Genomic DNA, 25,219 nt, shown 5'->3' with positions numbered 1-25,219 from the left:
TTCTGTCCGGTGGGGCGACCCGCCCGGTGGGGGCGGGGGAGGCGGGGACGGGCGGTCAGCGCAGGGAGTTGCCCTGCTTGTCGAGTTCGAGCTGGGGGCGGCCGGTGACGATCAGCCAGGCCGGCAGGGAGGCGAGGCAGAGCAGGGTGAGCATCGCGGCGGAGGGGGCGAGGATCGCGCCGGTGAAGAGGCTGATCCAGCCCTGCCGGGTGGTGGCGAGCAGGACGCCGAGGACGGCGGAGGAGACGGCGACCGCCGGGTGGACCTCGGGGACCAGGGCTTGGGCGAACAGCCCGAAGGCGGCTCCGATGAAGACGGCGGGGAAGATCCGGCCGCCCCGGAAGCCGCAGGACGCGGCGACGACGAGGGCGACGAGTTTGATCACGGCCAGCTCGGCGAGTTCCCCCGAGGACCAGCTGCCGATCTTCGCGGTCAGCTCCTCGACCTCCTCCAGGCCCTTGAAGAGGGTCAGCTGCCCGCCGACGGCACCCAGCAGGCCGAGCACGAGGCCGCCCAGGGGCAGCATCAGCATGGGGTGGCGCAGGCGTCCGAAGGCGGTGTGGAGGCGGGGGAAGAGGTAGCAGCAGCCGAGACCGAAGACCGCCGCCGCGGAGGCGATGACCAGGGCGGCGAGCAGGTCGCCGTAGCCGGGGTCGGTCAGCGGCGGCAGGTCCATGTCGAAGCTCGGCCCCACGAGGAGCTGGGTGGTCATCGAGCCGGTGCCGGCGGCGAGCAGCGGGGCGAAGAGCCGGTCCCACAGGGAGCCCTGGCCCCCCTGGCTCGCCAGGGCCTCCGAGAGGACGAGGGCGGCCGCCACGGGCGTCCCGAAGAGGGCTCCCACGGTGGCGGCCGAGGCGAGGGCGACCCAGGCGGCGGCCGGGACCGCAGGGGCGATCCGGTGGCCGAGCCAGTAGATGAGGGCGATGTTGCCCGCGATGATCGGGTTCTCGGGGCCGAGGCTGACACCGCCGGCGAGCACGAGGACGCTGGCCAGGAGGAGCCCCGGCACGATGCCGACGGGGAGCGGTGCTCCACCGAGCCCCATGGAGGCCGGGTCCGGCCCGGCGTGTCCGGGCACCTTCCAGACCACGAGCCCCACGGCGATGCCGGTGGCCGTGAGCATGCAGATGATCCAGAGGGAGGAGTAGCGGCCGATGCCGAGAGCGTCCGGCAGGTTGCCCCAGAGGACGCCCTCGAGTTGCTCCGCGAGGGTGCTGATTCCCAGGAACAGCAGACTCGCAAGGAGTCCGACCACGAGGGCGGGCAGCACCTGGGGCAGCAGGATCCGCAGCGGGGTCTCGGCGACGCCGGGTGTCGACGCGGACGGAGCATGATCGGTGGCCACCGACCCACCATAAGTGAGCAAAAGCCGCACAACATCCCGAGATTCGCGCCGGAAGAGGCTTGCACCTCACGTCACGTCAGGTCCGAGGCTGTCCTGCGTACCGAAAGGGAAAGGGGGAGGAAAGCCGATGGACCACTCCGTGGGACGGGTCGCCGGCCTCGCCGGGGTCACCGTGCGCACCCTGCACCACTACGACGCGATCGGGCTGCTCTCACCGAGCGGCCGCAGCGCGGCGGGGCACCGCCGCTACGACGACGCGGACCTCGACCGGCTCCAGCAGATCCTGTTCTACCGGGAGCTCGGCTTCCCCCTCGAAGGGGTCGCCGCCCTCCTCGACGACCCGCACGCCGACCCGCAGGAGCACCTGCGGCGCCAGCACACCCTGCTGACCGCGCGGATCGGCGAGCTCCAGAGGATGGCGGCGGCCGTCGAGCACGCCATGGAGGCGAAGAAGACGGGCATCAACCTCACTCCCGAGGAGAAGTTCGAGGTGTTCGGGGACAAGGACCCCGAGCGGTACGCCGAGGAGTCCGCCCGCCGCTGGGGCGGCACCTCCTCGCACGAGCTGGCGCAGGCCCGCGCCGCCACGTACGGCAAGGAGGACTGGCAGCGCATGAAGGACGAGGTGGACGCCTGGGGCGCCGCCTACGCGGCCCTCATGGAGGAGGGCCGCGCCCCCGGCTCCGAGGAGGCGATGGACCTCGCCGAGGCCCATCGCCGCCCCATCACCACCTGGTTCTTCGATTGCCACCCGAAGACCCACGAGGGCCTCGCCGAGATGTACGTCGCCGACGAGAACTTCCACGCCTTCTACGAGTCGATCCACCCCGGCCTCCCCGAGCACCTCCTCGGGGCCGTCCGGGCGAACGCGGCCCGCCGGGCGGCCTGACCGGCACAGGGCCGCCTGACCGGAGCAGGGCCGTCCGCCGCACGCAGAGCCGGGCTCCGGGCCGGGCTCCGCGCCGGGCCGGACCCCGCGCCGGGCCGGGCTCCGCGCAGAGCCCGGCCCGGGCAAGGGTCCGGCCCGACGAAGGGCCCGACTCGACGAAGGGCCCTGCCCGGCGAAGGGCCCGGCCTCGCCCCGAGGCCGGGCCCAGGAGCCGGACGGTCAGAGGGCGTGCGGGGCGATCACCACCGCCGTGCCGTAGGCGCAGACCTCCGTGCCGACGTCCGCCGCTTCCGTCACGTCGAAGCGGAACATCAGCACGGCGTTCGCACCGCGCGCCCGGGCCTGCTCCACCAGGCGTTCCATCGCCTGGTTGCGGGTCTCCACGAGGGTCTTCGTGAGGCCCTTCAGCTCACCGCCGATCATGGACTTCAGCCCCGCCCCGATCTGGCTGCCCAGATGGCGCGAGCGCACGGTGAGCCCGAAGACCTCACCGATCACCTGCCGGACCTCGTGTCCCGGCACGTCGTTCGTGGTCACGACCAGCACGTCGGGGTGCGGCCCCTGGCCGCCTCCGTAGTCCTCGATGCCCATCGGCATGCACCTCCTGATCCCCTACCCTCGGGGGCGGCAGCCCGGTCCGCATCCCGTGGGACCCGGGTGGAACCGGGGGCGTCCCGCCCGCGTTGATAGCTTGGGACCAGCCGTCCCCCACACCCCCACCGACCGCAGGAGCCCGGAACCCGTGAACACGCTTGCCCTCGGACCGAGCTGGCTGGACCCGGACTATCTGATCCAGACCTTTGGTCTGATCGGTGTCCTGGTGATCGTCTTCGCCGAGTCCGGTCTCCTCATCGGGTTCTTCCTGCCCGGCGACTCGCTCCTCTTCACCACCGGCCTCCTCGTCACCACCGGCAAACTGGACACGCCGCTGTGGCTGGTGTGCACCCTGGTGGTGGTCGCCGCCGTCGTCGGCGACCAGGTCGGATACCTCTTCGGCCGGAAGGTCGGCCCGTCCCTCTTCAAGCGCCCCGACTCCAAGCTCTTCAAGCAGGAGAACGTCGAGAAGGCGCACGAGTTCTTCGAGAAGCACGGCCCGAAGTCGCTGATCCTGGCCCGCTTCGTCCCCATCGTGCGGACGTTCACGCCGATCATCGCCGGTGTCAGCCGGATGAACTACCGCTCGTTCATCACGTTCAACATCATCGGCGGCGTGCTGTGGGGCGCCGGCGTGACCCTGCTCGGCGCCTCCCTCGGCAAGATCGACTTCGTGCACAAGCACATCGAGATGATCCTCGTCGGCATCGTCCTGATCTCCGTGATCCCGGTCGTCGTCGAGCTCCTCCGGGCCCGCTCCCAGTCCAAGAAGGCGGACCGGGCCGACAGCGACCACGACGCCCCCGGCACCCCGAACCCGGGCGCGCCCCGCGGCGGCCGCCACGCCAAGCGGTAGCCACAGGCTCCACGGGGTGTCCCGCCGATCACGCCGGGACACCCACCGCACCCCGACCCACCGGACCTGATCCACCCGATCCGATCCACCCGGACCTGATCCACCCTGATCCGGTCCACCCGGACCTGATCCACCCGATCGGATCCACCCGGATCCGATCCGCCGGACAGCCCCTAGAAGCCTCGGGTCCGCTTCGCCGCCCGCCGCGCCGACGCCGCGGCGGGCGCCTGCATGAAGAGCCGGGCCAGCTCGCTCCCCAGGTTCACCCCGATCGCGATGGCCAGCGCCAGCGCCGCCGCCTTCGCCAGCGAGGCGAAGCCCTGGTCCAGATTGTTCTGGGCGATGGCGAGCACACCGAAGTACGTCGCCGAACCCGGCAGCAGCGGCCCGATCGCCGCCGTCACGTACGGCAGCGACGACGTGTGGTGGTAGCGCGCGATCAACTGCCCGAACAGACCCACCAGGCCCGCCGCCACCGCCGTCGCCATCACCGTCGAGCCCTGCGCCGTCACCGCGATCGACGCGTAGACCACCCACGCCACCCCGCCGTTCAGCGTCGCGAACAGCACCGTCGACCGCGACTGCTGCAACAGCACCGCGAACGTCGCGCACAGCACCATCGACGCCAGGATCTGCGTCACCGGCCGCTCCACCGCCCGCAGCGCCCCCTCCGGGTTCAACTCCGCGTCGAACTGCACGGCGACGTACAGCACCGACAGCACGCCCACCACGATCGCCACGAAGAAGTACGCGACCTCCAGCAGCCGCGCCGAGGCCGTGATGTAGAAACCGGTCAGACCGTCCTGCACGGCCGCCACGAGCGCCCGCCCCGGAATCAGCGCGAACAGACCACCGGTGATCACCGCCGACGGCCGCAGATCCGCGTGCAGCAGCGTCAGGAGCACCCCCATCGCCGCCGGCGGCATCGCCGCCACCAGGAACTGGTAGAACTCCGGCAGACCCCGCCCCGCGCACAACCACGCGAGCCGGTCACCGAGCACCGCGCCGAGCGCCGCCACGAAGAACACCGTCGGACCACCGCCGAGCAGCACCGAGGCCGCCCCCGCGAGGACCCCCGCCGCCGCCGTCAGTACCCACCCCGGATACGGATGCCGGTTCCGCCGTATCTCCGCCAGCCGCCGGTACGCCTCCTCCGGCGACACCTCGTGCGCCCGCGCGTTGATGTCCGCGAGCAGCTGGTACACCGCCGCGAGCCGCGTGTAGTCCGTCCCCCGCCGCCGCACCGTCCGGTTCGCCGTGACCGGGTCGTCCACGAGCGACGGCTGGTACGTCACCGACAGCAAGGTGAACGTCACCGTCGGCTCCACCCGGTCCAGACCGTACGAGCGGCAGATCGCGAACATCGCCGCCTCGACGTCCTCCGCGCCCTCCCCGCCCGCGAGCAGCAGCTCACCGATACGCAGGGTCAGGTCGAGCACGCGTGGCACCGAAGGCCCCGACTCGTCCTCCTTGCCGACCGCCTCCGGCACCGGCCGTTCGTGCACCGGCAGCCGCAGCATCGTCCGCATCCGGTCCTGCCACGGCGCGTCCTGCGAGAGCCGCACCAGGGGAACCCCGTACGCCGGAGTGAACACGGGCGGCGAGGTCTTCGCCGAATAGGTCGCCGGCGTCGCGAACGCCGAGCCCCCCTGCTCCGACGGCGGCTCCGTCGTCGTCCCGGGCGGCAGCGCGAACTCCGACGTCGGATGCTCCTCCTCGGGCGGTGGGGGATGCTCCACCCCGGCCGGCGGGGCGAACGCGCTCCGCGCCTCGTCCGACTGCGGCTTCCGGTCCTCAGGAGCCTCCTCGGGGCCCTCCGGCTCCGCCACCACTCTCTCCGCCTCATCCCCAGGGAATCGTGAATTCCAGTATGAAGGTGCGACGGACGTGCGAAAGGCGGTACACCCGGGAGAGGTGCACCGCCTTCACACGATCACGACAGCAGGGGCTCAGTGACCGCCCTGCTCCTTGGCGCGCGCGTAGGACTTCTCGATCTCTTCCTCGGCCTCGGCGCGACCGACCCAGTCGGCACCCTCGACCGACTTGCCCGGCTCCAGGTCCTTGTAGACCTCGAAGAAGTGCTGGATCTCCAGACGGTCGAACTCCGCCACGTGGTGGATGTCCCGCAGGTGCTCCATGCGCGGGTCCGTCGCCGGGACGCACAGCAGCTTGTCGTCGCCGCCGGCCTCGTCCGTCATGCGGAACATGCCGATGGCGCGGCACTTGATCAGGCAGCCCGGGAACGTCGGCTCGTCGAGGATGACCAGCGCGTCCAGCGGGTCGCCGTCCTCACCCAGGGTGTTCTCGACGTAGCCGTAGTCGGTCGGGTAGGCCGTCGACGTGAAGAGACGACGGTCCAGACGGATGCGACCGGTCTCGTGGTCGACCTCGTACTTGTTCCGCGATCCCTTGGGGATCTCGATGAGAACGTCGAACTCCACGGGTGGCTCCTCCTGAATCAACACAAGTGAATGCTCGCGACGACGCGCGGTGATTAAGTGTCCCTCACGCACGTGTGTGATCGCGAAAGGGGCTGGTCAGCAGATGCCGGAGCCGAAGACGTGGCAGCTCACGGCGGGCTCCGCCGCCCTCGGACTCGCCCTGGCGGCCGCAGCCGTCACCGCGGCCGGACCATGGGACGGAGGCCAGCGTACGGCCGAGCGGGCCCGCGCCGCCGCCCCCGCGACGGGTGGCACGCGTCACGCCGCCGCCCCGGCCCCCGCCGCACCCCACCGCCCCGCCCCCGCACCCAGCGCCCCCGGCGTCCTCGCCGCCCTGCACGCCCCGGCCCCCGCAGGACCCCCCGCGGACCTCGCCCGCGTCCTCGCCCCCCTCCTCGCCGACCCCGGCCTCGGCCCGCTCCGCACCGCCTCCGTCGTCGACACCACCACCGGCGGCCGGCTGTACGACCACGGCGCCGCCACCCCCATGACCCCCGCCTCCGCCGTCAAGATCGCCACCGTCGCCGCCGCACTCTCCGCCCTCGGCCCCGACCACCGCATCGCCACCACCGTCACCGCCACCCCCGACGGCGGCACCGTCACCCTCACCGGCGGCGGCGACCCCACCCTCGACCCGACCCGCCTCAGAACCCTCGCCGCCGACACCGCCCGCGACCTCAAGAAGAACGGCCGCACCTCCGTCCGCCTCACCTACGACACGCACCTCTACCAAGGCCCCGCACTCCACCCCATCGGCCCCAACGAGAACATCGCCCCCGTCGTCGCCCTCATGACCGACGAAGGCCGCCTCGACGGCAGCCGCAGCGGCCCCGCACCCCGCACCGCCGACCCCGCCGGCGACACCGCCAGAACCTTCGCCGACCTCCTCACCCGAGCCGGCATCGACGTCACCGGCACCCCCGCACCCGGCCGCACCCCCCGCAACGCCCCCCTCGCCCGCACCTACTCCGCACCCCTCGCCGACCTCGCCGAACGCACCCTCACCCACAGCGACAACGACCTCGCCGAAGCCCTCGCCCGCCAGACCGCCCTCGCCCACCGGCGCCCCGCCAGCTTCCAAGGCGCCGAACGCGCCGTACGCGACGAGATCGCCCGCCTCGGCCTCCCCGTCACCGGAGCCCGCTTCGCCGACGGCAGCGGACTCGACCGCCGCGACAAGGTCTCCGCCGCCCTCCTCACCGGAATCCTCACCCGCGCGGCCGACCCCGCCCGCCCCACCCTCCGCCCCCTCCTCACCGGCCTCCCCATCGGCGGCTTCACCGGCACCCTCGCCGGCCGCTACGGCGCCACACCCGCCGGCGCCGGACTCGTCCGCGCCAAAACCGGCACCCTCACCGGCGTCAACACACTCGCCGGCACCGTCGTCACCCCCGACGGCCGCCTCCTCGCCTTCGCGTTCCTCGCCGGCCGCACCCTCTCCCCCTACGAAGCCCAACCCGCCCTCGACCGCCTCGCCGCAGCCCTGACCGAAACCGACTGACACCCGCCCGGACCCGCGTCGACCCGCACCGAACCGACACCGATCGGGCCCCGAGACCGTACGGTTGACGCATGACGAGCACCGGTGGCGCAGGCACATCAGGGATGGTCGACTGGAACCTCGCGGTCGCGACCGCGACCCGCCTCGTGCGGCCCGGACCCGAAGTCAGCCGCGACGAGGCCCGCGAGGTCGTCGCCGAACTCCGCAGGCACGCCAAAGCCTCCGAAGAACACGTCCGCGCCTACACGCGGATGATCCCCGAAGGCACCGCCCCCCACGACACACCCGTCCTCGTGGTCGACCGCGCCGGCTGGATCAAGGCCAACGTCGCCGGCTTCCGCGAACTCCTCACCCCGCTCCTCGGCAAGATGCAGGACCGCCGCGCCGCCACCTCCGGCAGCGCCGTCCTCGGGGCCGTCGGCGGAAAGATCACCGGCGTCGAACTCGGCATGCTCCTCTCGTTCCTCGCCTCCCGCATCCTCGGCCAGTACGAGACCTTCGCCCCCGCCACCCGCGACCTCCCGGCCGGCGCCAACGGCGGCGGACGCCTCCTCCTCGTCGCACCCAACATCGTCCACGTCGAACGCGAACTCGACGTCTCCCCCCACGACTTCCGCCTCTGGGTCTGCCTCCACGAAGAGACCCACCGCACCCAGTTCACCGCCGTCCCCTGGCTCCGCGACCACCTCCAAGGCGAGATCCAGGCGTTCCTCGCCGCCACCGACGTCGACCCCGGCACCGTCGTCGAACGCCTCCGCGAAGTCGCCCAGACCCTCGCGGGCGGCCGCCCCGAAGGCGAGGAGGGCGAACCCGCCCCCTCCCTCGTCGAACTCGTCCAGACCCCCGAGCAACGCGAGATCCTCGGCCGCCTCACCGCCGTCATGTCCCTCCTCGAAGGCCACGCGGACTACGTCATGGACGGCGTCGGACCCGAGGTCGTCCCCTCCGTCGCCGAGATCCGCGAGAAGTTCCAGCAACGCCGCGCCCGCGGCGCCTCCCGCCTCGACCTCGCCCTCCGCAAGCTCCTCGGCCTCGACGCCAAACTCCGCCAGTACCGCGACGGCGAGCGCTTCGTCCGCGCCGTCGTCGACCAGGTCGGCATGGACGGCTTCAACCGCGTCTGGACCTCCCCCAACACACTCCCCACCAAGACCGAGATCGCCGCCCCCGCCGACTGGATCGCGAGGGTGCACCGTAAGGCAGACTCGTGAGACAGGTGCGGCAGACGACGAAGGAACACGTCAGAACCCCTCACCAATCACCCATCCGAGGGACCCTGAGCAGGGGGTGAGCCGTGCAATGCTCGGGTAACGGCCGGGTTTCTGTCACCATCGACGCACTCTGAGTGACCGAAACCCCCTTTCCGACCGTTAAGACTCCGACCGAGGCACCCCACCCCCATCACGAAGGGCACCGGACATGGGTCCCCATCCTGCGGTCGCGGCGATACGCCTGGCGGTCCGCCGCGTACTCCACGACGTCCTCACCGAGCACCAGACCAACCCCACCACCACACCCGACGCACCCACACCCCTGGTGCTCGTCGCGTGCTCCGGAGGCGCCGACTCCATGGCACTCGCCTCCGCCCTCGCCTTCGAAGCCCGCAAACTCCCCGTACGAGCCGGCGGCATCACCGTCGACCACGGCCTCCAGGACGGCTCCGACAGCCGCGCCACCGAGGTCGCCGGACGCATGACCGCCCTCGGCCTCACCCCCGTCGAGGCCGTCACCGTCACCGTCGGCCGCGAAGGAGGCCCCGAAGCCGCCGCCCGCGACGCCCGCTACGCCGCACTCGACGCCGCCGCCGCACGCCACGGAGCCACCGCCGTCCTCCTCGGCCACACCCGCGACGACCAGGCGGAAACCGTCCTCCTCGGCCTCGCCCGAGGCTCCGGCATCCGCTCCCTCTCCGGCATGGCCGCCGTCTCCGGCGCCACCCGCCGCTACCGGCGCCCCTTCCTCCAGCTCGACCGCCAGACCGTCCGCAAAGCCTGCATCGCCCAAGAACTCGCCGTCTGGGACGACCCCCACAACAGCGACCCCGCCTACACCCGCTCCCGACTCCGCCACGAAGGCCTCCCCGCCCTCGAAAAGGCACTCGGCAAAGGCGTCGTTGAAGCCCTCGCCCGAACGGCCCAGCTCTCCCGCGACGACGCCGACGCCCTCGACACCTGGGCCGCCGACGCCGAGACCGCCGTACGCGACGAAGCGGGCGCCCTCGAATGCGCCAAGCTCTTCGGGCTGCCCCCCGCCGTACGCCGCCGCGTCCTGCGCCGCGCCGTCATCGCGGAGGGCGCCCCCGCCGGCTCCCTCTTCGCCCGCCACATCGAAGAAGTCGACCGACTCATCACCGGATGGCGCGGCCAGGGAGCCATCAACCTGCCCGGCCGAGTCGAAGCCCGCCGCCAGGGTGGCAGACTGGTCATCCGGCAAGGCTGACGCACGCTGCAACGAAAGTGACCCGGGTGAACGAGAAGGACATGGGCACCGACCTCCAGTCGGTGCTCATCACCAAGCAAGAGATCGACGCCAAGCTGGCCGAGCTGGCCGCGAAGATCGACGCGGAATACGCGGGCAAGGACCTGCTCATCGTCGGTGTCCTCAAGGGCGCCGTGATGGTGATGGCGGATCTGGCTCGCGCCCTGTCCACCCCCGTCACCATGGACTGGATGGCCGTCTCCTCCTACGGCGCCGGCACCCAGTCCTCCGGCGTCGTCAGGATCCTCAAGGACCTCGACACCGACATCAAGGGCAAGCACGTCCTGATCGTCGAGGACATCATCGACTCCGGCCTGACCCTGTCCTGGCTCCTGTCGAACCTCGGCTCGCGCGAGCCCGCCTCCCTCGAGGTGTGCACCCTGCTCCGCAAGCCCGAGGCCGCCAAGGTCGCCATCGACGTCAAGTGGATCGGCTTCGACATCCCCAACGAGTTCGTCGTCGGCTACGGCCTCGACTACGCCGAGAAGTACCGGAACCTCCCGTTCGTCGGCACACTCGCCCCGCACGTCTACGGCGGCTGAGCACCCCCCCACCGGCGAACCCGCCGTTCGGGGAACCCGCACCGCCTTCCCTCCGTTGAACCACGGGAAGGCGGTCGCGGGCGACGATGCTGAGGTACCGTCCGAAGAACAGCTTTTTCACACAGCAGCACTCACAGCAGCATTTTCCTACGGGCAGGAGGGACGGGGCGTTCTCGCCCCGTATGGATGGACGTGAAGCGATACTTCCGTGGGCCGGTCATGTGGATCGTGCTGGCCGTCCTCGCCGTGGTCGTGCTGATGCAGGTCGTCGGCTCGTCCGAGGGCTACAAGACGGTGGACACCGGCAAGGTCGTCCAGGCGATCGACAAGAACCAGGTCAAGCAGGCAAAGGTCACCACCGGCGACGAGCAGATCATCAAGATCGAACTCATCGACGGCCAGAAGATCGACAAGAGCAGCAAGGTCCAGGCCAGCTACATCGGTAGCCAGGGCGTGGACATCGCCGACAAGCTCCAGGAGAAGTTCGAAGCCGGGCAGATCGAGAAGGGCTACACCGTCTCCCCGACGAAGCAGTCGCCCTTCGTCTCGATCCTGCTCTCGCTCCTCCCCTTCGTCCTGATCGTCGTCGTCTTCCTCTTCCTGATGAACCAGATGCAGGGCGGCGGCTCCCGCGTCATGCAGTTCGGCAAGTCCAAGGCCAAGCTCATCACCAAGGACACCCCGAAGACCACCTTCGCCGACGTCGCCGGCTCGGACGAGGCCGTCGAGGAACTCCACGAGATCAAGGAATTCCTCCAGGAACCCGCCAAGTTCCAGGCCGTCGGCGCCAAGATCCCCAAGGGCGTCCTGCTCTACGGCCCCCCCGGCACCGGTAAGACGCTCCTCGCGCGCGCCGTCGCCGGCGAAGCCGGCGTCCCCTTCTACTCGATCTCCGGCTCCGACTTCGTCGAGATGTTCGTCGGCGTCGGCGCCTCCCGCGTCCGCGACCTCTTCGAGCAGGCCAAGGCCAACGCACCGGCCATCGTCTTCGTCGACGAGATCGACGCCGTCGGCCGCCACCGCGGCGCCGGCCTCGGCGGCGGCCACGACGAGCGCGAGCAGACCCTCAACCAGCTCCTGGTCGAGATGGACGGCTTCGACGTCAAGGGCGGCGTCATCCTCATCGCGGCGACCAACCGCCCCGACATCCTCGACCCCGCCCTCCTGCGCCCCGGCCGCTTCGACCGGCAGATCGCCGTCGACCGCCCCGACATGCAGGGCCGCCTGGAGATCCTCAAGGTCCACCAGAAGGGCAAGCCGGTCGCCCCGGACGTCGACCTCGGCGCCGTCGCCCGACGCACCCCCGGCTTCACCGGCGCCGACCTCTCCAACGTCCTCAACGAGGCGGCGCTCCTCACCGCCCGCAGCGACCAGAAGCTGATCGACAACAAGGCCCTGGACGAGGCGATCGACCGCGTGGTCGCGGGCCCGCAGAAGCGGACCCGCATCATGTCGGACAAGGAGAAGAAGATCACCGCGTACCACGAGGGCGGACACGCCCTGGTCGCGGCGGCCTCGCCCAACGCCGACCCCGTCCACAAGATCACCATCCTGTCCCGCGGCCGCGCCCTGGGCTACACGATGGTGCTCCCGGAAGAGGACAAGTACTCGACCACGCGCAACGAGATGCTCGACCAGCTGGCGTACATGCTGGGCGGGCGCGCGGCCGAGGAGCTCGTCTTCCACGACCCGACCACGGGCGCCGCGAACGACATCGAGAAGGCCACGAGCACGGCCCGCGCGATGGTCACGCAGTACGGCATGACCGAGCGGCTCGGCGCCATCAAGTTCGGCGGCGACAACACCGAGCCCTTCCTCGGCCGCGAGATGGCGCACCAGCGCGACTACTCGGAAGAAGTCGCCGCACTGGTCGACGAAGAGGTCAAGAAGCTCATCGAGACCGCCCACAACGAAGCGTGGGAGATCCTCGTCGAGAACCGCGACCTCCTCGACAACCTCGTCCTCGCCCTCCTGGAGAAGGAGACGCTGGGCAAGGAGGAGATCGCCGAGATCTTCGCCCCCATCGTCAAGCGCCCGGCCCGCCCGGCCTGGACCGGCTCCTCCCGCCGCACGCCCTCGACGCGCCCGCCGGTGCTCTCCCCCAAGGAGCTCGCCCTGACGAACAGCGCCAACGGATCGGCCACCCCCGTGGACACCACCAAGGGCATCGAGATCGCCCCCGTGGACAACCCCGAGGACTGACCGCCCCACCCCGGAATGGCTGCCGCGCCCCCACAGGTTTTAGCCTGTGGGGGCGCGGCTTTTCGCGCACATCAGTCAGACGGAACGAGGCACAGAGATGACCGACCCGGTGACCCTGGACGGCGAGGGCACGATCGGCGAGTTCGACGAGAAGCGCGCCGAGGCCGCCGTCCGCGAACTCCTCATCGCCGTCGGCGAGGACCCGAACCGCGAGGGTTTGCAGCAGACGCCTGCACGCGTTGCGCGTGCATACAGGGAATTGCTGGCAGGGATGCGGCAGGAGCCCGAGGATGTTCTGACCACGACTTTTGACCTTGGTCACGATGAAATGGTCTTGGTGAAGGACATTGAACTCGTTTCCTTCTGTGAACATCATTTGCTCCCGTTCCACGGTGTGGCCCATGTGGGCTACATCCCGGCGGAAAGCGGCAAGATCACGGGGCTCTCGAAGCTGGCCCGTCTGGTCGACGTCTTCGCGCGGCGCCCGCAGGTTCAGGAGCGCCTGACCACCCAGATCGCCGATTCGCTCATGAAGATCCTTGAAGCTCGCGGCGCGATCGTCGTGATCGAGGCCGAGCACATGTGCATGTCGCTGCGCGGCATCCGCAAGCCGGGCGCGAAGACGACGACCTCGGCGGTACGCGGTCAACTTCGTGACGCCACTACACGCTCTGAGGCCATGTCCCTGATATTGGCCCGCTAGGAGCGGACTGTCCGTCTTGCTCCATACCGTCCCTGATCGGCAGATTCGATCGCTGATCAGGGGGGCGGTATGGGGGACGGACCGACCAGCAAGATGCTGGTCAACCTGGTGGACGGCTGCGCGCACGCCAGGGACGTGGTTCCGGTACTTCGTCGGCGCCACGTGTGCCGACGGGACGGTCGGCAAGAACTACGTGTCGCTGGTCGTGAACGAGGAGGTCTTCGCGCCGCGCTACGCGACGGCCCTGACGGCCTGCACGGGCCTGCCGGCCCGCTTGGAGGCGGTGACCCGGCCGTCCGGCTATCCGAAGCGGGACCCGCCCGGCTTCCGTGTGCGGGGGTCTCCTCGTATCTCTCCGACGCGCTGCGGCACCACGTCGGTGGGGACACCCGCCACATGAGGCAACGCTTCCCCAGGGTGGTCCTACGGGACACCGAGACCTTCGAAGGGTTCCTCGACGGCTACGTCGAAGGGGACGGCTGCCCGGTCAAGGGGTGGGGCGGACGCGTGATCACGAGCGCCCGTGTCCCGTTCCTGGCCGAGATCGCTCCGATCGTCGGTGCGCTCTTCACCCCGCGAGCCAGGGACAAAGGGGCCTCGCGGCTCTACGTGTCGAACCGCTGGGCCGACCAGGGGACCTTCCACCCCGAGCGGCACCCCCTGGACCCGCCCGAGTCCTCCTGGGTGCGGGGCCGCGAGGTCCGTGTCCGGCCGGCGCTGGGGGGCGAAGCCGTTCACGTTCTACGGGTACCGGCTCGCCCCGCATCCCACGTTCCTGGTGAACGGGCATCTGGCGCGGGAGGCCTGGTAGGGCTCAAGCCGCGGTGGCCCGGTTCTTGTCGTCGTCCTCGGGGAGCTTGCAGACGCGTTCCAGGAAGAGGGCGGCGACGATGACGCCGATGCCCGCGGCGACGGCGAGGGCGGCGTAGAGGGCCTGGTCGCGGCGGGCGGGGACGTCGAGGGAGCCGAGGAGGAAGACGCCGGTGCCGCCGTACATGCCGGCGACGAGGGCGGCGACGAGGGCGCTGGCCTGGCCGAAGACGACGGCGCGGGCCGCCATGAGGGGTTCGACGCCCTTGGCGCCGGGGCGTCGCTCGCGCTGGGCCTTGAGGCGGATGCGCAGGGAGAGGGCGGTCGCGGTCAGTACGACGGCGATCACGGCGAGGACGATGGGCGCGGCGATCGGCACGCTGGGGAGCGTGCCGACCGAGTCCCAGAGTCGGGCGGCGCCCCAGGAGAGGATTCCGGACACGAGGAACAGTGCGGTGAGCACCTTGAGCCGCAGTTGTTTCACCGGGTGTCCTTCTTCGTGGTCGCGGGGCGGTCTGCCACGAGCCTAACGACTACTCGGGCAGACGGAGTTCCAGGTCGACACGGGGAGTGACGCCTTCGCTGCCGAGTGCGGCGAGGAGGGTGGCGACGGGGCCGTGGCCGGGGAGCTGGGCTTCGGGGTCGACGTCGTGCCAGGGGGCGAGGACGAAGGCGCGCTGGTGGGCGCGGGGGTGGGGGAGGGTGAGGACGGGGTCCTCGGAGACGACGTCGGCGTAGGTGATGATGTCGACGTCGAGGGTGCGGGCGCCCCAGCGTTCTTCGCGGACGCGGTGGAAGGCTTCTTCGACGGCGTGGGCGCGCTCCAGGAGGGAGGAGGGCGGGAGGGTGGTGCGTACGAGGGTGACGGCGTTGAGGTAGGAGGGCTGGCTGCCGGGTTCGACGCCCCAGGGTTCGGTCTCGTAGACGGGGGAGACGGCTTTGACGCGGAGGCCGGGGGTGTCGGCGAGGGCGTCGAGGGCGCCTTGGAGGGTTTCCAGCCGGTTGCCGAGGTTGGCGCCGAGGGCGAGGACGGCCCAGCGGGGGTTGGAGAGGGTGGTGTCGGCGGCGTCGACGGTGGCGACGACGGAGGCCGGTACGGGCTGGACGGTGGGGTCGCTCTGTGTCGGCTTCATCGTCGGCTCCGGGTGATGGTGATGGTCACGTCGTCGAAGGGCACGGTGATGGGTGCGTCCGGCTTGTGGACGACGACTTCCACCTCTTGGACCCCTGCGTGGCTGAGGCATTGCTGGGCGATGCGCTCGGCGAGGGTTTCGATGAGGTCGACGGGCTCGCCCTGGACGACGTCGACGACTTCTTCGGCGACGATGCCGTAGTGCACGGTCTTCGCCAGGTCGTCGTCGGCCGCCGCGGGGCGGGTGTCCAGGCCGAGGACCAGGTCCACGATGAAGGTCTGGCCCTCCTCGCGCTCCTTGGGGAAGACGCCGTGGTGGCCTCGGGCCTTGAGGCCGCGCAGCGCGACACGATCCACGCGAATCACTCCTGCTGTCGTAGTTCGGGTGGCCACGCAGCCGGGTGCGGACGGCCGGGTGTCCATTGTCGAATCTACCTGCGGGGGCCGACAGCGCTTGCCCTCGGGGGCGGTGGGCGGGTCAGGCGGGGGGTTCGGTGCCGTTGGGGCCGGGTTGTTCGGGGGTGTCCTCGTCGGTGTCGGTGAGGACGGGTGAGGCGTGGTGGGACCAGATCTTCCAGCCTTGGGGGGTGCGGCGGAAGACGTTGGTGGCGACGACGAGCTGGCCGACGAGGGGGCCGAGCTCGGCGCCGTCTTCGGCGGGTCCGCCGCTGAGGATGTTCTCGGTGCAGGTGACGACGGCGGTGTCGTCGGTGAGGGAGATCTCCAGGTCGGTGAGGAAGAACTGGATGTACTCGGTGTTGGCCATGATCAGGGCGTAGGAGCGGAGGACGTCGCCGCGGCCGGTGAGGACGGGCCAGCCGGGGTGGACGCAGGTGATGGGGGTGGCGCCGTCGTCGAGCCAGAGGTCGGAGACGGTTTCGAAGTCGCCGGTTTCCATCGCTTCGTAGAAGGCGGTGTTGGCGGCTTCGACGGCGGTTTCGTCGGTGCTGCGGTCCGTGCGGCTCACGCGGCTCCTTCGACGGCTCGGGCGACTCGTACGGCGTCGGCGGTGGCGCGGACCTCGTGGACGCGGACGGCCCATGCGCCCGCGTGGGCGGCGAGTGCGGAGACGGCGGCGGTGGCGGCGTCGCGTTCGCGGGCGGGGGGTGGGGTGGCGCCTTCGCGGGTGAGGACGTGGCCGAGGAAGCGTTTGCGGGAGGCGGCGACGAGGAGGGGGCGGCCGAGGGTGCGGAGCTCGGGGAGGTGGGCGACGAGGGCGAGGTCGTGGGGGGCGAGTTTGGCGAAGCCGAGGCCGGGGTCGACGACGATGCGTTCGGGGTCGATGCCGCCGGTGACGACGGCGTCGAGGCGGGTGCGGAGTTCGGTGAGGACTTCGCCGACGACGTCGTCGTAGACGGCGAGGCTGTTCATGTCCTGGCTGAATCCGCGCCAGTGCATGACGACGAAGGGGACTTCGGCGGCGGCGACGGCGGGGACCATGTCGGGGTCGGCGAGTCCGCCGCTGACGTCGTTGACGAGGACGGCGCCGGCGTCGACGGCGCGGGCGGCGACGTGGGCGCGCATGGTGTCGACGGAGACGGTGACGCCTTCGGCGGCGAGGCCGCGGACGACGGGGACGACGCGGCGGAGTTCTTCTTCCTGGTCGACGCGGGTGGCGCCGGGGCGGGTGGATTCGCCGCCGACGTCGACGAGGTCGGCGCCTTGGGCGACGAGGTCGAGGCCGTGTTTGACGGCGGCCGTGGTGTCGAACCAGCGGCCGCCGTCGGAGAAGGAGTCGGGGGTCACGTTGACCACGCCCATGACCGCGCAGCGGTCCCACTCCGGCAGGCCTCGGGCGGTTCCCCGGTCGATCGTCGTACTCATGTGTCCAGCGTAGGGCCCGGGGGCGAGATCAGGCCGCGCGGATCTCGCGCTCGGCTGTGGGGGCGGTGATGACGTGGGGGCAGGGGCGGGGGGCTCGTGGGGTGCGTCTGCGGGTGAAGGGGCGGGGCAGGGAGAGGTTCACGAAGCCTTCGGCCTGCATGGCGGCGAGGCCGATGCGGGGGAGGTCGCGGCTGGTGCGGTAGACGACGAAGCGGGGTTCCCAGCGTGGCCGGAACTTGGCGTTGAACTTGTAGAGCGATTCGATCTGGAACCAGCGGGAGAGGAAGACGAGGAGTCCGCGCCAGACGCGGAGGACGGGTCCGGCTCCGATCTTCTCGCCGCGGGCGAGGGCGGCGCGGAACATGGCGAAGTTGAGGGAGACGCGTTCGATGCCGAGGTCGGGGGAGGCTTGGAGGGCGGCGACGATGAGGAGCTCGTTCATGCCGGGGTCGGCGGTGCGGTCGCGGCGCATGAGTTCGAGGGACATGCCGTCGGGGCCCCAGGGGACGAAGTGGATGATCGCCTTGAGGTCGCCGTAGGGGGTGTCGGTGTCGTCGGTCTTGTGGGCGGTCGCTATGACGGCGTCGCCGTCGCCGGGGGCGCCGATGCGGCCGAGGGCCATGGAGAAGCCGCGTTCGGTGTCGGTGCCGCGCCAGTCGGCGGCGGCGCGGCGGACGCGGGCGAGTTCGGCTTCGTCGAGGTCGCGGACGCGGCGGACGCGGGTGGTGTAGCCGTTGCGTTCGATGCGTTTGACCATTTGGCGGACGTTGCGCATGGCACGGCCGGAGAGGGAGAAGTCGGCGACGTCGACGACGGCCTCGTCGCCGAGTTCGAGGGCGTCGAGGCCGGTTTCGCGGGTCCAGACCTGGCCGCCGGTCTCGGAGCAGCCCATGACGGCGGGGGTCCAGGAGTGGGCTTTGGCTTCGTCCATGAAGCGTTCGATGGCGCCGGGCCAGGCTTCGACGTCGCCGATGGGGTCGCCGCTGGCGAGCATGACGCCGGAGACGACGCGGTAGCAGACGGCGGCTTTGCCGCTGGGGGAGAAGACGACGCCCTTGTCGCTGCGGAGGGCGAAGTGGCCGAGGGAGTCGCGGCCGCCGTGCTGGTCGAGGAGGGTGCGGAGTCGGGTCTCGTCGTCGGCGGTGAGGCGGGCGGCGGGGTGTTCGGGGCGGAAGGCGAGGTAGATGGTGGTGAGGGCGGTGAGCATGCCGAGGGCGCCGAGGGAGTAGCCGACGGTCCAGTCGACGCCCTTGGTGTAGGCGACGGGGCCTTCGACGCCGAAGAGTCCGTAGAGGACGTGTTCGAGGCGGTCGGTGAGGCTGGGGTCGCCGATGACGCGGCGGGGGTGGGCGCTGACGATGACGAGGCCGAGGGCGATGGATCCGGCGCCCATGACGACGAAGTTGGCGAGGGCGCGCCAGCGGCTGCGGGGGTCGGGGAGGGCGGCGAACTCGTTTCGGTGGCGGAGCAGGAGGGCGAGGAGGGCGAGGGAGAGGAGGGTGCCGAGGACGGAGTGGCGCCAGACGAACTGGGCGAGGCCGCCGAGGGGGAGGAGGACGACGGCGGCGCGCCAGGCGCGGCGTTTGTGGCGCTTGAGGCCGTGGGCGAGGAGCAGGAGGAGGACGCCGGCGCTGAGGGAGAGGGCGGCGGAGAGGGGGCCGAGGGTGCCGGGGAGGACTTCGGCGACGGCGTGCATGCGGCTGGCGCGGAAGCGGGGGAAGACGCCGGCGGCGATGTCGATGAGGCCGATGAGGGTGCAGGCCGTGCCGACGAGGGCGGGGACTTTCTCGGGGCGGGGGCCGCGGAGGATCCGGCGTACTCGAACCGGAACCATTCCTGATTTGTCCCCATCTACCGTGACAGACATGGCTTCCCGTGCTCCCGTGGTTCCTGTGGTCCCGCGAGGGGTCCTGCGAGGGTTCTCGACTCCGGTCGGGTCCCGTCGCGTGTTTCGGCGGGCTTCCTCCGGCTGGTGCGCCTTCTAGGACGGAGCCGTGCGGAGTCGGGTTCATCGGTGCGCAGGAAATTCTCGGAAAGAAGGCTCGGACGTCTCATGGGTCTCACCAGCAACAAGGTCCTTTGGTCGGCGGTGGTGTTGGCCGTGGTGCTGTTCGCGGCCACGGTGCTGCTGTGGCCGCGGCTGGCGCGCGGCGGGTGGCGGAGCGTGGTGGGGCGGGTGGGTCTGCTGCTCGTGACGCAGGTGGCGCTGTTCGCGGCGGTGGGCCTGGCGGCGAACCGGTCGTTCCTCTTCTACGGCTCGTGGGCGGACCTGTTCGGGCAGGAGCAGGACATGGGGGTGGTCGTCGACCACGGGGCGGGTTCGAAGGACGTGCGGGTGGTGGGGACGCGGGCGCTGGACGTGCCGGGCGGCGGCCGTCCGGCGGTCGGCGGCCAGATACAGCAGGTCGTCGTGGCGGGGGACCGGTCGGGCATCGTCTCGCCGGCGTACGTCTACCTGCCGCCGGAGTACTTCCAGCCGCGGTACGCGAAGCGGACGTTCCCGGCGGCGGTGGTGCTCACCGGGTACCCGGGCACGGCGGAGAACCTGATCAAGGGGCTGAAGTATCCGAAGACGGCCTACCTCCAGGCGAAGGAGGGGCGGATGCAGCCGATGGTCCTGGTGATGCTGCGGCCGACGGTGGCGCCGCCGCGGGACACCGAGTGCGTGGACGTGCCCGGGGGCCCGAAGACGGAGACGTTCTTCGCGGAGGACCTGCCGAGGGCCGTCTCGGAGACGTACCGGGTGGGGACGAAGCCCCGGAACTGGGGGTTCATGGGGAACTCGACGGGGGGGTACTGCGCTTTGAAGATCGCGTTGCGCCATCCGGACCGGTTCTCGGCGGGGGCGGGGTTCTCGGCGTACTACCGGGCGGCGGAGGACGTGACGACGGGTGACCTCTTCCACGGGGACGAGGCGCTGCGCCGGCGGTCGGACCTGCTGTGGAGCCTGGACCACCTGCCGCAGGGGGAGTCGTCGTTCCTGGTGACGACGTCGAAGCGGGGCGAGGACAACCTGAAGGGGACGCGGGAGTTCGTCCGGAAGGTGAAGAGCCCGGCGAAGGTCTCGTCGATCACGCTGGAGAGCGGCGGCCACAACTTCAACACGTGGAACCGCGAGATCCCGCCGGGCCTGGTCTGGATGGGCGGGAAGCTCAGCGCGGGCTGACGTTCACTCCGGGGTGGCCCGGCGCAGGGCGCGGTGGACGCCGGCCGGGGTGAGGACGCCGAGGGGCGTGCCGTCGGCGGTGGTGACCGTGAGGCGGCCGGTGTCGTGCTGGAGGAGTGCGGCGAGGGCGTCCTTGAGGGAGGTCCCGAGGGGTACGGGGGCGGGGGCGCCGTCCCCGGTCGTGGCGGCGTCCTTCGCCCACGGGTCGAGGTCGGCCTCGGTGACGGGGGTGACGACGAGCCGCTTGAGGCCGCGGTCGCTGCCGACGAAGTCCGCGACGTACGGGGTGGCGGGGGAGCCGAGGACGGTGGCGGGGGTGTCGAACTGCTCGATGCGGCCGTGCCCGTAGACGGCCATGCGGTCGCCCATGCGGACGGCTTCCTCGATGTCGTGGGTGACGAGGAGGACGGTCTTGCGGACGGTGGCCTGGAGGGCGAGGAACTCGTTCTGGAGGCGCTCGCGGACGACGGGGTCGACGGCGCCGAACGGTTCGTCCATGAGCAGGACGGGCGGGTCGGCGGCGAGGGCGCGGGCGACGCCGACGCGCTGGCGCTGTCCGCCGGACAGCTGGGCGGGGTAGCGGGGGCCGTACGTCGCCGGGTCGAGGCCGACGAGGTCGAGGAGTTCGGCGGCACGCGCGCGTGCGGCGGCCTTCTTCCAGCCGAGGAGGGCGGGGACGGTCGCCGTGTTGTCGAGGACCGTGCGGTGGGGGAAGAGCCCGACCTGCTGGATGACGTAGCCGATCTTGCGGCGCAGGGCGACCGGGTCGGCGCCGGCGATGTCCTCGCCGTCGACGAGGATGCGGCCCGAGGTCGGCTCGACGAGCCGGTTCACCATCGTCATCGTGGTCGTCTTGCCGCAGCCGGACGGCCCGACCAGGGTGACGAGTTCGCCTTCGGCGACCTCGAAGGAGAGGTCGTCGACGGCCGTGGTGCCGTCGGCGTACCGCTTGGTCACGTGCTCGAACCGGATCATGGTTCCCCATTCTGTCCCCTGGGCACCGGGGGTGTGTGAAGGGAGTGTTGCCGCATTGTGGCGGGTCCGGGGGATTGTCGGTGGCGGGGGTTAGGGTCGTCAGACAAGCGTTCGGGAGGGTGGACGGCCCGGGGGGAGGGACGATGAGCGCGCCGAACTGTCTGGTCGCGAACGACTGGATCTGCGGGGAGTATCTCCGCACCCGGAGCACGGAGTTGACGGAAGCGCTGCTCCAGCATGTGGGAATCACTGCCGCGTCCGTGCTGATCGCCCTCGCGGTCTCGGTCCCCCTCGCGCTGCTGGTGCGGGCCAGGCCCCGGTTCGCCGGACCCGTCCTCGGGCTGACCACCCTGCTCTACACGGTGCCGTCGCTCGCGATGTTCTCCCTGCTGCTGCCCTTCTTCGGCCTCTCCGCGGCGCTCGTGGTCACCGGCCTCGTGCTGTACGCCCTGACGATCCTCGTGCGGAACACGCTGGCCGGGCTCGCCGCGGTGCCCGCCGAGACGCGGGAGGCCGCCCGCGGCATGGGGTACGGCCCGTGGCGGCTGCTCTGGCAGGTCGAACTCCCGCTGGCGCTGCCGGTGCTGATGGCCGGCATACGCATGGCGACGGTCTCCACGATCGCGCTGACCACGGTCGGCTCGGTCGTCGGCCGTGGCGGCCTCGGCAATCTCATCGAGGATGCGCTGCCCACCTTCTTCAAGGCGCAGATGCTCGCCGCCTCCGCGCTGTGCGTCCTGCTCGCCGTCACCGCCGACCTGCTCCTCCTGGGCCTCCAGCGGCTGCTCACGCCGTGGACCCGGATACGGACCGCGCCGGGAGGTGGGTGAGGTGGGGGTCGTGACGGATGCCTGGGCCTGGCTCACCACCGGCGCGCACTGGACGGGCGAGGAGGGCATCGGGCAGCGCCTCGCCGAGCACGTGTACGTGAGCGGGGCGGCGCTGCTGATCGCCGCGGCGCTCGCGCTGCCGCTCGGCCTCTGGCTCGGCCACCTCGGCCGGGGCGGGGCCCTCGCGGTGAACGTGTCGAACGTGGGGCGGGCGGTCCCCGTCTTCGCGGTCCTCGCCCTCTTCATGGTGTCGCCCCTGCGGAACGCCGGCTACGTGCCGACCGTCGTGGCCCTGGTGCTCTTCGCGATACCCCCGCTCCTCACCAACGCGTACGTGGGGGTGCGGGAGGTCGACCGGTCCGCCGTGCGGGCCGCGCGCGGCATGGGGATGACCGGCGGCCAGCTCTTCCGGCAGGTCGAACTCCCGCTGGCCCGGCCGGTGGTGATGACCGGGGTGCGTTCGGCGGCGGTGCAGGTGGTGGCCACGGCGACGGTCGCGGCGATGGTCGGCCAGGGCGGTCTGGGCCGGATCATCACGGCCGGCTTCGCCACCTACGACACCGCGCAGGTGGTCGCGGGCGCCGTGCTCGTGGCCCTGCTCGCCCTGCTCGTGGAGGGCGTGCTGGTGGGCGCGGACCGACTGCTCGCGGGCCCGGCGCGGGCCCGCTGACCCGACGGCTGAACGAACGATCTGAGATGGGTGATTCGGTGAACAGGATCTCGCGCACCGCGGCTGCGGCGCTGGGCACGGCGGCGCTGACCGTCGCCCTCGCCGCGTGCGGCGGCGACAGCCTCGAAGGCAGCAAGAAGGGCTCCGGAAGCTCGGGCGGCTCCGACTCCGGCGGCGCGGCCGCCGGGGGCAAGGGCTCGCTGGTGGTCGGCGCGGCGGCGTTCACCGAGGCCAAGGTGCTCGCCGAGCTGTACGCGCAGTCGCTGGAGGCCGCCGGATACTCGGTGTCCGTCACGACCGTGAAGAACCGTGAACTGTACGAGCCGTCCCTGGAGAAGGGCGAGATCGACGTCGTACCGGAATACGCGGCGACGCTCGCGGAATTCCTCAACGCGAAGGTGAACGGGCCGAAGGCGCCCGAGGAGAAGCCGGTCGCCTCGGGCGACGCGGCGGCGACCGTCGAGGCGCTGAAGAAGCTCGCGGAACCGCGCGGTCTGAAGATCCTCGCGGTCGGCGGTGCCGTCGATCAGAACGCCTTCGCGGTGACGAGGGAATTCGCCGCGAAGAACAAGCTCACGACGCTTTCCGATCTCGGCCGTTCCAAGCTGAAGGTGAAGATCGCGGCCGGAGACGAATGCGCGGTGCGGCCGTTCTGCGCGCCCGGTCTGAAGAAGACGTACGGGATCGACGTGACCGGCATCGACCCCAAGGGCGTCGGCACCCCGCAGGCGAAGCAGGCCGTCAAGGACGGCGTGGACCAGCTGGTCCTGACCACCACCACGGACGCCACGATCGACGGCTACGGCCTCGTCTTCCTCACCGACGACAAGAAGCTGCAGAACGCCGACAACGTGCTGCCCGTCGTCAACGCGAAGGACGCCGGTTCCCCGGAGATAGCCGCCGCGCTCGACCGGCTCACCCGGGTGCTGACCACAGCGGATCTCGCCGAACTCAACCGCAAGGTGGACGCCGAGCGGGCGAAGCCGGAGGACGTCGCCAAGGCCTATCTCGCGGAGAAGGGGCTGGTCGACAAGTAGTCCGCGGGTGAGGGCAGTCGGCCCGAAACGGAACCGGAACGGCCGATATCCACTTCTCGCGGCGAGAAGTGGCCAAGAGATTGCCGGGGCGACACCCCACATGCCGCCTACGCACGGTAAATTTCAGGCCATGCCACGTGGACGCCACCGCCATTCCCCGCCTCTGCACAAGCTGCTGCCGCCCTCCGCGGTCGCCGGCGCCGCGGTCGTGTGCGCCGCGGCCGCCTGGCTGCCCGGCAACCTGGTGGTCGCCCGGCTGCTCGCCGCCGCCGCGGCGGCCGCGGCCGTCACCGGTGCCGTCCTCATGCGCAGCTGGGACCGGGAAGCCGGACTCCGGGTCGCCGAACTCGACCGGGCGCGCGCCGCCGACCAGTGGAAGGCCGAGGAGCGGACCGCCGAGCTGGAGTCCGACCTGGACGAGTCCCGCGCCCTGCGCGGCAAACTCGACGCCAAGCTCCGCGCCAAGCGCGTGGAACTCGCCGGACTGCGCGGCGAGCACGCCGACCTCCTCCGCCGGTACGCCACCGCCGAGACCGAGCGGGCCAGCGCCCTGGAAGGCGCCCGCGTCCTCGCCCTGGAGACCGCCTCCGACGCCAAGGCACTGCCGGCCGCCGGTTCCTCCCCCACCCCGGAGGACTACCGCCGCGCCGCCCAGGCCCTGCGCGACCTCCCCCGCAACGCCGCCGCACAGCAGGCCCGCCGCACCACCGAGGCCGCCCGCGCCCGCGACCTCGCCGAACGGGCCCGCGAAACGGAGGAGCCGCAGGGGAAGCACGCGGCGGCCGCCGGAACCGAACACACCCGCACGGCCGCCTCCACCCTCGCCCTCCCGCCGGCCGCGCCCGCCGCCACCGCCCTGCCCGCGGTGCCGACCGCCAGCGCGATCGTCCCCTACGCGGCCCGCAGGCCCGTCCCGCGCCCCGAAGGCGGCTTCGACTTCTTCGGTACGCAGAAGGCCGCCGCCATCGAGGCCGTCCAGGACACCGACCTCGCCGACGTCGTCGGCGAAGAGGTCCTCGCCGCCGAGACCTCCACCGACGCGCCCTTCCTCACCCCCGTCGCCGCGCCCACCCCGCCGCGCACCATCGGCCACGTCATCGACCTCACCGCCCACGACGAAACCGAACAACTCGACCTCGCCCACCTCCGCGGCGCCGTCAACTCCTGACCCCACCGGCACCGCCGCGGGTCCCGCGCACCCGGCGCCCGCGCCTGCGTCGGCCC

At 71.4% G+C, this 25,219-nt stretch carries 24 protein-coding genes; 13 read left to right on the top strand and 11 right to left on the bottom strand.

The features are described 5' to 3' along the window. Nucleotides 1-55: 55 nt before the first annotated feature. Nucleotides 56-1,345: an ion channel protein gene (locus tag ACIQFX_RS00360; RefSeq protein ID WP_402457036.1), complete on the bottom strand. Its 1,290-nt coding sequence runs from the start codon at nucleotides 1,343-1,345 to the stop codon at nucleotides 56-58. Nucleotides 1,346-1,472: 127 nt separating this feature from the next. Here ACIQFX_RS00360 and ACIQFX_RS00355 point away from each other — a divergent pair, with 127 nt between their 5' ends. Further along, nucleotides 1,473-2,234: a MerR family transcriptional regulator gene (locus ACIQFX_RS00355; RefSeq protein ID WP_402457033.1), complete on the top strand. Its 762-nt coding sequence runs from the start codon at nucleotides 1,473-1,475 to the stop codon at nucleotides 2,232-2,234. Nucleotides 2,235-2,453: 219 nt separating this feature from the next. Here ACIQFX_RS00355 and ACIQFX_RS00350 read toward each other — a convergent pair whose 3' ends face one another. Further along, the gene (locus ACIQFX_RS00350; protein ID WP_402458523.1) at nucleotides 2,454-2,825 is read right to left on the bottom strand and encodes a YbjQ family protein; all 372 of its coding nucleotides are present in this window, start codon (nucleotides 2,823-2,825) and stop codon (nucleotides 2,454-2,456) included. Nucleotides 2,826-2,976: 151 nt separating this feature from the next. Between ACIQFX_RS00350 and ACIQFX_RS00345 the strand changes: the two genes are divergently transcribed. Then, nucleotides 2,977-3,684 (top strand): DedA family protein, encoded by a 708-nt coding sequence (locus tag ACIQFX_RS00345; protein WP_402457030.1) that lies wholly within the window; start codon nucleotides 2,977-2,979, stop codon nucleotides 3,682-3,684. 173 nt (nucleotides 3,685-3,857) lie between these two features. Here ACIQFX_RS00345 and ACIQFX_RS00340 read toward each other — a convergent pair whose 3' ends face one another. Together ACIQFX_RS00340 and ACIQFX_RS00335 are read right to left on the bottom strand one after the other, a co-directional pair. Continuing rightward, nucleotides 3,858-5,516 (bottom strand): threonine/serine exporter ThrE family protein, encoded by a 1,659-nt coding sequence (locus ACIQFX_RS00340; protein WP_402457027.1) that lies wholly within the window; start codon nucleotides 5,514-5,516, stop codon nucleotides 3,858-3,860. Between the two features lie 117 nt (nucleotides 5,517-5,633). Further along, the gene (locus ACIQFX_RS00335) at nucleotides 5,634-6,125 is read right to left on the bottom strand and encodes an inorganic diphosphatase (RefSeq protein WP_024758444.1); all 492 of its coding nucleotides are present in this window, start codon (nucleotides 6,123-6,125) and stop codon (nucleotides 5,634-5,636) included. Nucleotides 6,126-6,228: 103 nt separating this feature from the next. Here ACIQFX_RS00335 and dacB point away from each other — a divergent pair, with 103 nt between their 5' ends. From dacB to folE, 6 genes are all read left to right on the top strand, one after another. Continuing rightward, nucleotides 6,229-7,626 (top strand): D-alanyl-D-alanine carboxypeptidase/D-alanyl-D-alanine-endopeptidase, encoded by a 1,398-nt coding sequence (gene dacB, locus ACIQFX_RS00330; RefSeq protein WP_402457024.1) that lies wholly within the window; start codon nucleotides 6,229-6,231, stop codon nucleotides 7,624-7,626. Between the two features lie 71 nt (nucleotides 7,627-7,697). Beyond that, nucleotides 7,698-8,837 (top strand): zinc-dependent metalloprotease, encoded by a 1,140-nt coding sequence (locus ACIQFX_RS00325; RefSeq protein WP_402457022.1) that lies wholly within the window; start codon nucleotides 7,698-7,700, stop codon nucleotides 8,835-8,837. Between the two features lie 208 nt (nucleotides 8,838-9,045). Next, nucleotides 9,046-10,065 (top strand): tRNA lysidine(34) synthetase TilS, encoded by a 1,020-nt coding sequence (gene tilS / locus ACIQFX_RS00320; protein ID WP_402457019.1) that lies wholly within the window; start codon nucleotides 9,046-9,048, stop codon nucleotides 10,063-10,065. A gap of 41 nt (nucleotides 10,066-10,106) precedes the next feature. Next, complete coding sequence (hpt, locus tag ACIQFX_RS00315; protein ID WP_043226634.1) at nucleotides 10,107-10,646, top strand: hypoxanthine phosphoribosyltransferase; 540 nt, start codon at nucleotides 10,107-10,109, stop codon at nucleotides 10,644-10,646. 186 nt (nucleotides 10,647-10,832) lie between these two features. Next, entirely contained in the window at nucleotides 10,833-12,848 is a 2,016-nt protein-coding gene (gene ftsH, locus ACIQFX_RS00310) for an ATP-dependent zinc metalloprotease FtsH (RefSeq protein WP_402457016.1), read from the top strand. A gap of 97 nt (nucleotides 12,849-12,945) precedes the next feature. Continuing rightward, nucleotides 12,946-13,551, top strand: coding sequence for a GTP cyclohydrolase I FolE (folE, locus tag ACIQFX_RS00305; protein ID WP_402457013.1), 606 nt, complete (start codon nucleotides 12,946-12,948; stop codon nucleotides 13,549-13,551). 814 nt (nucleotides 13,552-14,365) lie between these two features. Here folE and ACIQFX_RS00300 read toward each other — a convergent pair. The 6 genes from ACIQFX_RS00300 to ACIQFX_RS00275 form a co-directional block, all read right to left on the bottom strand. Continuing rightward, the gene (locus tag ACIQFX_RS00300; RefSeq protein ID WP_402457010.1) at nucleotides 14,366-14,845 is read right to left on the bottom strand and encodes a DUF3180 domain-containing protein; all 480 of its coding nucleotides are present in this window, start codon (nucleotides 14,843-14,845) and stop codon (nucleotides 14,366-14,368) included. A gap of 49 nt (nucleotides 14,846-14,894) precedes the next feature. After that, nucleotides 14,895-15,494 (bottom strand): 2-amino-4-hydroxy-6-hydroxymethyldihydropteridine diphosphokinase, encoded by a 600-nt coding sequence (folK, locus tag ACIQFX_RS00295; protein WP_402457007.1) that lies wholly within the window; start codon nucleotides 15,492-15,494, stop codon nucleotides 14,895-14,897. Next, nucleotides 15,491-15,850, bottom strand: coding sequence for a dihydroneopterin aldolase (folB, locus tag ACIQFX_RS00290; RefSeq protein ID WP_017240053.1), 360 nt, complete (start codon nucleotides 15,848-15,850; stop codon nucleotides 15,491-15,493). The genes folK and folB overlap by 4 nt, the downstream gene beginning before the upstream one ends. Nucleotides 15,851-15,971: 121 nt before the next feature. After that, nucleotides 15,972-16,460, bottom strand: a complete 489-nt coding sequence (locus ACIQFX_RS00285; RefSeq protein WP_402457004.1) for a nuclear transport factor 2 family protein — start codon at nucleotides 16,458-16,460, stop codon at nucleotides 15,972-15,974. Then, nucleotides 16,457-17,317, bottom strand: a complete 861-nt coding sequence (gene folP, locus ACIQFX_RS00280; RefSeq protein WP_402457002.1) for a dihydropteroate synthase — start codon at nucleotides 17,315-17,317, stop codon at nucleotides 16,457-16,459. The genes ACIQFX_RS00285 and folP overlap by 4 nt, the downstream gene beginning before the upstream one ends. A 28-nt stretch (nucleotides 17,318-17,345) precedes the next feature. Further along, nucleotides 17,346-19,151, bottom strand: coding sequence for a phosphatidylglycerol lysyltransferase domain-containing protein (locus ACIQFX_RS00275; RefSeq protein WP_402456999.1), 1,806 nt, complete (start codon nucleotides 19,149-19,151; stop codon nucleotides 17,346-17,348). A 219-nt stretch (nucleotides 19,152-19,370) separates the two neighbouring features. Here ACIQFX_RS00275 and ACIQFX_RS00270 point away from each other — a divergent pair, with 219 nt between their 5' ends. Next, complete coding sequence (locus ACIQFX_RS00270) at nucleotides 19,371-20,483, top strand: alpha/beta hydrolase (RefSeq protein ID WP_402456996.1); 1,113 nt, start codon at nucleotides 19,371-19,373, stop codon at nucleotides 20,481-20,483. Between the two features lie 3 nt (nucleotides 20,484-20,486). Here ACIQFX_RS00270 and ACIQFX_RS00265 read toward each other — a convergent pair whose 3' ends face one another. Further along, nucleotides 20,487-21,458 (bottom strand): ABC transporter ATP-binding protein, encoded by a 972-nt coding sequence (locus ACIQFX_RS00265; RefSeq protein ID WP_402456993.1) that lies wholly within the window; start codon nucleotides 21,456-21,458, stop codon nucleotides 20,487-20,489. Between the two features lie 143 nt (nucleotides 21,459-21,601). On the opposite strand from ACIQFX_RS00265, the gene ACIQFX_RS00260 reads away from it, so the two are divergent. The 4 genes from ACIQFX_RS00260 (at nucleotide 21,602) to ACIQFX_RS00245 (ending at nucleotide 25,163) form a co-directional block, all read left to right on the top strand. Next, nucleotides 21,602-22,288 (top strand): ABC transporter permease, encoded by a 687-nt coding sequence (locus ACIQFX_RS00260; RefSeq protein WP_402456990.1) that lies wholly within the window; start codon nucleotides 21,602-21,604, stop codon nucleotides 22,286-22,288. Between the two features lies 1 nt (nucleotide 22,289). After that, nucleotides 22,290-22,958, top strand: a complete 669-nt coding sequence (locus tag ACIQFX_RS00255; RefSeq protein WP_402456987.1) for an ABC transporter permease — start codon at nucleotides 22,290-22,292, stop codon at nucleotides 22,956-22,958. A 26-nt stretch (nucleotides 22,959-22,984) separates the two neighbouring features. Further along, entirely contained in the window at nucleotides 22,985-23,995 is a 1,011-nt protein-coding gene (locus tag ACIQFX_RS00250; RefSeq protein WP_402456984.1) for an ABC transporter substrate-binding protein, read from the top strand. A gap of 130 nt (nucleotides 23,996-24,125) precedes the next feature. Next, nucleotides 24,126-25,163, top strand: coding sequence for a hypothetical protein (locus ACIQFX_RS00245; RefSeq protein ID WP_402456982.1), 1,038 nt, complete (start codon nucleotides 24,126-24,128; stop codon nucleotides 25,161-25,163). Nucleotides 25,164-25,219: the final 56 nt, after the last annotated feature.

It is taken from the genome of Streptomyces sp. NPDC093089, assembly GCF_044754405.1.
Lineage (GTDB): Bacteria > Actinomycetota > Actinomycetes > Streptomycetales > Streptomycetaceae > Streptomyces.
The sequence above is the reverse complement of the archived record's forward strand: the minus strand, read 5'-3'. Positions and strand labels throughout refer to the sequence as shown.